The organism is Atlantibacter subterraneus, from assembly GCF_007570865.1.
Classification (GTDB): Bacteria; Pseudomonadota; Gammaproteobacteria; order Enterobacterales; family Enterobacteriaceae; genus Atlantibacter; species Atlantibacter subterraneus.
Genome location: NZ_VLPS01000008.1, coordinates 451998 through 460314, shown reverse-complemented (window position 1 = coordinate 460314; position 8317 = coordinate 451998). Strand labels below are relative to the sequence as shown.

The following is an 8317-nucleotide window of genomic DNA, read 5'->3' as shown; positions in this document are numbered from 1 at the left end:
GCTTCGCTTTTTCTCAGCGGCGCGGGGTGCGTATATTACGACTTCCCGCTTCAGAGTCAAGCGTTAATTTTCGCTTTTCTCCGCCGAACTCCCCGGAGGGACTTCGCTGACCGGCCGGCCTGTTCGCCGTTGTTCCGTGTCAGTGGTGGCGCATTATAGGGAGTAATCAGAATCTGACAAGCCTATTTTTAAAAATAATTTCTGACCGTCTTTTTTTTATGCATATGACTCATTAATCCAGCAATTACGTGGGCATTTGCTGTTTTTTGCATCGAACCCTCAAGGCCGATGGCATACTACACCGTAAAACCTCTCTATAAAGGGAATGCACTATGCCTTTATCTGCGCAGCAGTTAGCGGCCCAAAAAAACCTGTCTTACGTCCTTGCAGAGAAGCTGGCGCAACGCATATTAAAGGGCGAATACGCGCCCGGTACGATTTTGCCCGGCGAGATTGAGCTGGGCGAGCTGTTCGGCGTGAGCAGAACCGCCGTACGGGAAGCCGTAAAAACCTTAACCGCGAAAGGCATGGTGCTCCCGCGTCCGCGCATCGGCACCCGCGTGATGCCGCAGAATAACTGGAACTTCCTGGATAAAGAGTTATTAGGATGGTGGATGACCCAGGAGAACTTTTCCGAAGTCATTACCCACTTTCTGGTAATGCGTACCAGCCTTGAACCGCAAGCCTGCGCGCTGGCGGCCCTTCATGGTACGGAAGCACAGAAAGCGGCGCTTAAAAACACCATGAATGAAATGGTGGCGCTGAAGACGGCATTCGATCGGCAACGCTGGGTTGATGTCGACGTTTGTTACCATGAACAGATCTACGAAATGAGCGGCAATCCCTTTCTGACCTCCTTCGCCGCCCTGTTCCATTCCATCTATTACAATTACTTCTCATCTATTACCCATAACGAAGTGATTAAGCTCGACGTTCATCAACGAATTGTCGACGCTATTCTCAGGGGCGATGGCGAAGCCGCCTCTTCCGCCTGTCGTGAACTGTTGCGGGAACCCCACCAACCCTGAACGTGCAAGTAAGGTATTCATGATTAGAAAAGCTCGCAGTATGGCAGGGCTGCCGTGGATTGCGGCGATGGCCTTTTTTATGCAGGCGCTGGACGCCACTATTCTTAACACCGCGTTACCCGCTATTGCCCAGAGCCTGAACCGCTCGCCGCTGGCAATGCAGTCCGCCATTATTAGTTACACATTGACGGTAGCGATGCTGATCCCCGTCAGCGGCTGGCTCGCCGACCGCTTCGGCACTCGCCGGGTGTTTATGATCGCCGTGATGCTGTTTACCCTGGGCTCGCTGGCCTGCGCTCTGTCACAGAACCTGGGCCAACTGGTGCTATTCAGGGTCATGCAGGGTGTCGGCGGGGCGATGATGATGCCGGTCGCTCGTCTGGCGTTGCTACGCGCCTATCCCCGCAGCGAGTTGCTGCCGGTGTTGAACTTCGTGACCATGCCAGGGCTGGTCGGCCCGGTGCTGGGGCCGGTATTGGGCGGCGTCCTGGTCACCTGGGCCAGCTGGCACTGGATTTTCCTCATCAATATCCCTATCGGCATCGCCGGTCTGCTGTATGCACGCAAATACATGCCCAACTTTACGACGCCGCGTCGTGGATTTGATATGGGCGGATTTTTGCTGTTCGGCCTGAGCCTGGTACTGTTCTCCGGCGGGATGGAGCTATTTGGCGAGAAGATTGTCGAAACCTGGATTGCCGGCGTGGTGATCGCCAGCGGTCTGGCGCTGCTGGCTGCTTATATCTTCCACGCCCGCCGTCATCCCAATCCCATCATTGCGCTGCCGATGTTTAAGACCCGTACCTTTTCTATCGGCATCGCAGGCAATATCGCGTCGCGGCTCGGCACCGGCTGCGTACCATTCTTGATGCCATTGATGTTGCAGGTCGGATTCGGCTACCAGGCGCTGATCGCTGGCTGCATGATGGCACCCACGGCCATCGGATCGATTCTGGCGAAATCGATGGTGACGCAAATCCTGCGCAACCTCGGCTACCGGAAAACCCTGGTGGGCGTCACGCTGTTTATTGGTTTGATGATCGGCCAGTTCGCGCTGCAGTCCCCTGCAATGCCGATCTGGGCACTGATACTGCCGCTGTTTATTCTGGGGATGGCGATGTCGATACAGTTCACCTCGATGAATACCATTACCCTTGCGGACCTCACGGATGAAAATGCCAGTAGCGGCAATAGTATGCTGGCCGTAACGCAGCAGCTGTCTATCAGCCTGGGGGTTGCGGTAAGTGCGGCAGTGCTGCGCTTTTATCAGAGCGATCAAACCACCAGCACCGTGGAGCAATTCCACAGCACCTTTATTACGATGGGTGTGATTACGCTGATCTCAGCGCTGGTGTTTATGCTGTTACGCCCGAAAGACGGACGTAACCTGATTAAAGAAAGGCATTAAGCTCAAGACGAGCCGCGCGCGATCAGCTCCGGCGTGAGTTGCAGGCGCTGCTGGGCAAGCCCCGGCTGCGCCATGCGATGGATCAGCACATCAATAGCCAGCTCACCCAGTTCATCTTTTGGTTGATGAACGGTAGTCAGCGGCGGGGTCATATAGCGCGCGAGTTCAATATCGTCGTATCCCACCAGCGCCATATCTTTCGGAATGCTCAGCCCGGCCTGATACAGCGCCTGATATGCGCCCACCGCCATCGCATCATTGCCGGTAAACACCGCCTCGGGACGCTGGGGTAATGCCAGCAGGGCGTTCATGGCGCTAAATCCGCTGGAAAACTCAAAGTCGCCGGTGATCTCATAGCCGTCAGGAATGGCCAGCCCGGCGCGCGCCATCGCATTACGATAGCCGTCCAGCCGCAGGCGCGACGGGGTTTTATCCAGCGGCCCGGTAATACAGGCGATGCGGCGATAACCTTTATCAATCAGGTGCTGAGTCGCGATTTCACCGCCCAGCAGCGAGTTATCCTGGATCAGATCGCTGTCGCCGTCGAAGGGCGCCCAGTCCATCATCACGGTAGGGATAGAAGGATAACGCGTCATGATTTCGGCGGACGGCTGGTGCGTTTCGGTACATAACAGCAATAGTCCATCAACGCGCTTTTGCATCAGCGTTTCCAGATTGCTGTTCATACGCTGTTCGTCGCCTTCGGTATTGCACAGCACCAGGCTGTAGCCGCGCTCAAAGCAGCTGCGCTCCACGCCGCGGACGATTTCTGAGAAGAAGGGGTTACTACTGGCGGTGATCAGCATCCCGATGGTGCGGGTCTGGTTGAGCTTCAGGCTGCGCGCCAGCGCCGAGGGGGCATAGTTCAGGGTTTTTACCGCGTCATTCACTTTTGAACGAATCGCTTCGCTCACGAAGCGATCGTTATTAATGACGTGTGAAACCGTAGAGGTGGAAACGCCCGCCAGGCGAGCAACATCCTTCATCGTCGCCAAGCGTTACCCCTGCTGTTGTAAGAAATCGTCGATTTCATGACGCCAAGGAACGGAAGGCTGTGCGCCGCGCCGGGTCACGGCGATAGCCGCAGCGGCATGGGCGAAGCGAATCGCGTCCGGCAGCGGTTTCTCTTCCAGTAAAGCGGTGACTAACGCGCCATTAAACGTATCGCCTGCGGCAATGGTATCCACGGCATTAACTTTAAAGCCCGGTATGCGCTGCCCCTGGCCGTCACGGCTGGCCCATACGCCACGGCTGCCTAAGGTGATGATCACCGTGCCGATGCCTTTATCGTGTAACCGCTTAGCCGCCTGTGCGGCATCCTCATCAGTTGCGACCTTCACGCCGGTCAGCTTTTCTGCTTCTGTTTCATTGGGGGTGATGATATCGACCAGGCTCAGCAGTTCGTCAGACAACTCGCGTGCCGGAGCCGGGTTGAGGATCACGGTCGTGTTATTCTGATGGGCGATTTTCGCGGCAGCCACCACGCTTTCCACCGGCGATTCCAGCTGCATTAACAGCGCGGAAGCCTGGGCGATAAGATCGTGCCGCGCAGTAACGCGTTGCGGCGTCAGCGCGCTGTTGGCCCCGGCGCTGATGCCAATGACGTTCTCACCTTCCGCGTTAACGAAAATGAGCGCCACGCCCGTGGATTCACCTTCAATGGTTTCCACCGGCGAGATATCAATATTATCGCTGGCTAACTGGGTGCAGACCCGACGCCCGGTATCGTCATCGCCCACGCAGGCGATAAACGCGATATCCGCGCCGCTACGCCCGGCGGCAACTGCCTGATTCGCGCCTTTACCGCCAAAAGCCACCTGGTACTGGCTGCCGGTCAGGGTTTCACCCGGCTGCGGGAAGGATTCAAGATTAAGGATATGATCGGCATTGATACTGCCCAGAACAACCAGCTTGCCAGTAGTCTTCATTTTCGGGTTCCAGTCAAAATGCGCCACCCGAGTGGGTGGCGCGGTGCCCTGCTTTTCTTATTACTTTATGTAACGTCCGGATTATTTGGTAACCAGCTTCAGCTCAACCGGGATTTGCTTCTCAACTTTTTCGCCTTTCAGCACTTTATCCGCAGTTTCCACACCGATAACGCCAATCTGGTCGGCCATTTGCGCCACGGTTGCGCCTAATTTGCCGCCTTCAACCGCTTTTACACCGTCGGCGGTGCCGTCAAAACCCACCACCAGCACGTCGGATTTACCGGCGGTTTGCAGCGCGCGCAGTGCGCCCAGCGCCATTTCATCGTTCTGGGCAAATACAGCCTGCACGTCCGGATGCGCGGTCAGCAGGTTTTGCATCACGTTCAGGCCCTTGGTGCGGTCGAAGTCAGCCGGCTGGCTCGCCAGCACGGTAAATTTATGGGCCGCAGTGGCCTGCTTAAAGCCTTCACCACGCTCGCGTGCCGCAGAAGCGCCTGCAATACCCTGCAGCTCGATCACTTTCGCGCCCTCACCCAGTTTTTTAGCGATAAAGTCACCAGCCATTTTGCCGCCTGCCACGTTATCAGACGCTACGTGGCTGACTACGTCGCCTTTAGAGGCCATACGGTCCAGCGTGATCACCGGAATTTTCGCCTGGTTCGCCATCTTCACGGCGTTACCCACTGCGTCAGAATCGGTTGGGTTGATCAGCAGTAATTTCGTTCCGCGAACGGTCAGATCCTGAACGTTGGCAAGCTCTTTAGCCGGGTTGTTCTGGGAATCCAGCACCACCAGGTTATACCCCAGCTTATCGGCTTCTTTCTGCGCGCCATCTTTTAATGACACAAAGAACGGGTTATTCAGCGTGGAGATAACCAGCGCGATTGTATCTTTCGCCATGGCGTTGGCGCTCACGGTGGCGCTTAATGCAACAGCAGAAACCAGGGTAGCCAGTTTTTTCATGTTCATAGTCAGATGTCCTGTAGAGTAATCAGTTACTGCTTTTTGTTGTCTACCAGTACCGCCAGCAGAATGACGACTGCTTTAACGATCATCTGGTAATAGGAAGAAACACCTAATAAATTCAGTCCGTTGTTCAGGAAGCCGAGGATCAGCGCACCGATCAGCGTACCCACAATACGGCCTTTACCGCCCGCCAGGCTGGTACCGCCCAGCACCACCGCCGCGATGGCGTCCAGCTCATAGCCGGTACCGGCGGTCGGCTGCGCGGAAGAGAGACGCGCCACTTCGATCACACCCGCCAGCGCGGCCAGCATGCCGGACAGCGAATAAACGATGATTTTGACTTTATTGACGCTGATGCCTGACAGGCGCGTCGCCGCTTCGTTACCGCCCAGCGCATAGATATAACGGCCCAGACGGGTGTGATGCAGCATATACCAGGCGGCAAGGAAGACTACCGCCATGATCCACACCGGCGTCGGGATGCCCAGCGGGCGGCCAATGCCGAACCAGCCAAACAGATCGGCATTGTCAGAGAACCCGGTATTAATCGGGCTACCGTCGGTGTACACCATGGTGACGCCGCGCAGTAGCAGCATCATCACCAGCGTGGCGATAAATGCCTGCACGCGCCCTTTAGCGACCACTACGCCAGTCACGCCGCCAATCGCCGCGCCAAGCGCCAGCGCGCCCGCCACCGCCACCAGCGCGTTTACTTCCAGCCCAACAATTGAGGCCGCGACCGCGCCGGTTAATGCCAGCAGGGAACCGACGGACAGATCGATACCCGAGGTGAGGATAACCAGCGTCATGCCTACCGCCATAATGGCGTTGACCGACGTTTGCTGGAGAATGTTGAACAGGTTATTCACGGTAAAGAAGTTCGGGCTCATGGTGGAAACCACCGCAATGAGCACCAGCAGGGCAATCAGCGATTTTTGCTCTAACAGCCACGCTTTGGTGAAATAGCGACGGCCAGTGATAGTCTGGGAACTCATTGTCATACTCCTGCGCGGTTTAGCTTGCCAACAGCCGCCGCCATCAGCACTTCCTGAGTGGCCTGCTCGCGCGTGAATTCACCGCCGAGATGCCCCTCGTGCATCACCATGATGCGATCGCTCATGCCCAACACTTCCGGCATCTCAGACGAGACCAGAATGATGCTTAAGCCATCAGCTTTGAACTGGTTGATTAACTGGTAAATCTCTTTCTTGGCACCCACGTCGACGCCGCGCGTCGGTTCATCGAGGATCAGCACTTTCGGGCGGGTCATCAGGCCGCGGGCAATCGCCACTTTCTGCTGATTACCGCCGGAGAGCAGGCCGATCGCCTGATCCATGGACGGGGTTTTGACGTTAAACAGCCGGATAAAATCGCTGACCGCCTGCTGCTCGTCCTGATGTTTCAGGCCACCGCCGCTGCGGCTGAAATAGCGCAGCGCGGTCAGGGACATATTTTCTTTCACCGACATGCCCAGCACTAAGCCATCGCGCTTACGGTCTTCTGAGATATACACGATGCCGTTCGCCAGGCCGTCCTGCGGCGAGCGGGTTACCACTTCGTGGCCGTCGAGCGCGACGTAGCCGCTGGTGCGCGGCAGCGCGCCGTACAGCACTTTCATCAGCTCGGTACGCCCTGCGCCCATCAGCCCGGCTACGCCAAGGATCTCCCCTTTGCGTAAGCTAAAGGAGACATTGTTGACACCAGGCCCGCACAGGTTATCGACCTTCAGCCGCACCTCGCCCGGCGCTTTGTCCAGATGTGGATACTGGTCTTCCAGCTTGCGGCCCACCATCATTTCAATCAGCGTATCTTCGTTCAGCGTCGCCACCTCGCGTTCGGCAATAAATTGCCCGTCGCGGAACACGGTAACGTCATCACAGATCTCGAAAATCTCTTTCATGCGGTGGGAGATATACACAATGCCGCGGCCCTGGGCTTTTAGCTCCCGGATCACGCGGAACAACGACTCGGTTTCGGTATCCGTCAGCGCGTCGGTAGGTTCATCCATGATGATGACTTTGGATTCAAAGCTCAGCACCTTGGCGATCTCCACCATCTGCTGATCGCCGATAGACAGCTCGCCCACCAGCCGGTGGCTGTTAAAGCGCAGATTGAGTCTGGCGAGCAGTTTGTCGGCTTCGGCATACATGGTTTTCCAGTCGATTTTGCCAAACCGGTTAACGAATTCGCGGCCCAGGAAGATGTTTTCCGCAATGGTCAGTTGCGGGATAAGGTTGAGTTCCTGGTGGATAATGCCGATGCCCGCTTCCTGAGACGATTTCGGACCGGTAAACGTGGTCTCTTGTCCCAGCCATTTCAGCGAGCCGGCATCACGTTGATAGATGCCGGTCAGCACTTTCATCATGGTGGACTTACCGGCACCGTTTTCGCCAACCAATGCCATAACGCGGCCTGAATAGACATTCAGCGCCGCGCCGGAGAGGGCTTTCACACCGGGGAATGACTTATCAATCCCCTTGAGTTGCAGTAATGCGTCCATGTCGGCCTCAGAAGGTTACGCCGGCACAGAGAATAATATTCGCATACGGGGAGCACTCCCCGCTGCGAATGACCGCCTGGCTGGCAGCGGTATTTACTTTGAACTGTTCATGCGTGATGTAACGAATTTCAATGGTGTTTCCCTGGTGTTGTTGCAGTTGCTCAATGTGGCCGAGCAACGTTTCGTGGAGCTGCGGATTGTGTTGTTTAATTTCCTGCGCAAGGATCGCCGCTTCAACCTGCATCTCGGTAGTTACCACATCCAACACCTGCATAAAGGTGGGGACGCCCTGAGTCAGCGCCAGATCGACACGCTCAGTCGTTTTCGGGATGGGCAGCCCGGCATCACACACAACAACCGTATCGGTATGACCGAGACGTGAGATGACCCGAGAGATGTCAGCATTTAAAACGGTGCCTTTTTTCATGTCTTTGCTCCACTAGCGAAACGTTTCGCTGATTGCAGTGTAGTGAAGAAGGCGAACAGG

Annotated in this window: 7 protein-coding genes and 1 pseudogene; 2 read left to right on the top strand and 6 right to left on the bottom strand. The window is 56.2% G+C overall.

Annotated features, from left to right (window positions below; genetic code table 11):
- The first annotated feature begins 332 nt into the window (after window positions 1–332).
- Both FND52_RS17015 and mdtD read left to right on the top strand, forming a co-directional pair.
- Complete coding sequence (locus FND52_RS17015; RefSeq protein WP_144132030.1) at window positions 333–1028, top strand: FadR/GntR family transcriptional regulator; 696 nt, start codon at window positions 333–335, stop codon at window positions 1026–1028.
- A 19-nt stretch (window positions 1029–1047) separates the two neighbouring features.
- Window positions 1048–2473: pseudogene (gene mdtD / locus FND52_RS17010) on the top strand (multidrug transporter subunit MdtD).
- On the opposite strand, the gene rbsR reads toward mdtD, so the two are convergent.
- The 6 genes from rbsR to rbsD all read right to left on the bottom strand — a co-directional run bounded on the left by rbsR (window position 2439) and on the right by rbsD (window position 8257).
- On the bottom strand, window positions 2439–3431 hold the full coding sequence (gene rbsR, locus FND52_RS17005) for a ribose operon transcriptional repressor RbsR (protein WP_144132027.1): 993 nt from the start codon (window positions 3429–3431) through the stop codon (window positions 2439–2441). The pseudogene mdtD and the gene rbsR overlap by 35 nt on opposite strands.
- Before the next feature lie 3 nt (window positions 3432–3434).
- On the bottom strand, window positions 3435–4364 hold the full coding sequence (rbsK, locus tag FND52_RS17000; RefSeq protein ID WP_125292929.1) for a ribokinase: 930 nt from the start codon (window positions 4362–4364) through the stop codon (window positions 3435–3437).
- A gap of 81 nt (window positions 4365–4445) precedes the next feature.
- Window positions 4446–5333 carry a ribose ABC transporter substrate-binding protein RbsB gene (rbsB, locus tag FND52_RS16995; RefSeq protein WP_125292928.1) on the bottom strand — a complete coding sequence of 296 codons (888 nt, stop codon included), beginning with the start codon at window positions 5331–5333 and terminating at the stop codon, window positions 4446–4448.
- 26 nt (window positions 5334–5359) lie between these two features.
- Window positions 5360–6325 carry a ribose ABC transporter permease gene (gene rbsC, locus FND52_RS16990; protein ID WP_125292927.1) on the bottom strand — a complete coding sequence of 322 codons (966 nt, stop codon included), beginning with the start codon at window positions 6323–6325 and terminating at the stop codon, window positions 5360–5362.
- 2 nt (window positions 6326–6327) lie between these two features.
- Window positions 6328–7830, bottom strand: coding sequence for a ribose ABC transporter ATP-binding protein RbsA (rbsA, locus tag FND52_RS16985; protein ID WP_144132025.1), 1503 nt, complete (start codon window positions 7828–7830; stop codon window positions 6328–6330).
- Window positions 7831–7837: 7 nt separating this feature from the next.
- Window positions 7838–8257, bottom strand: coding sequence for a D-ribose pyranase (gene rbsD / locus FND52_RS16980; protein ID WP_125292925.1), 420 nt, complete (start codon window positions 8255–8257; stop codon window positions 7838–7840).
- Window positions 8258–8317 lie beyond the last annotated feature (60 nt).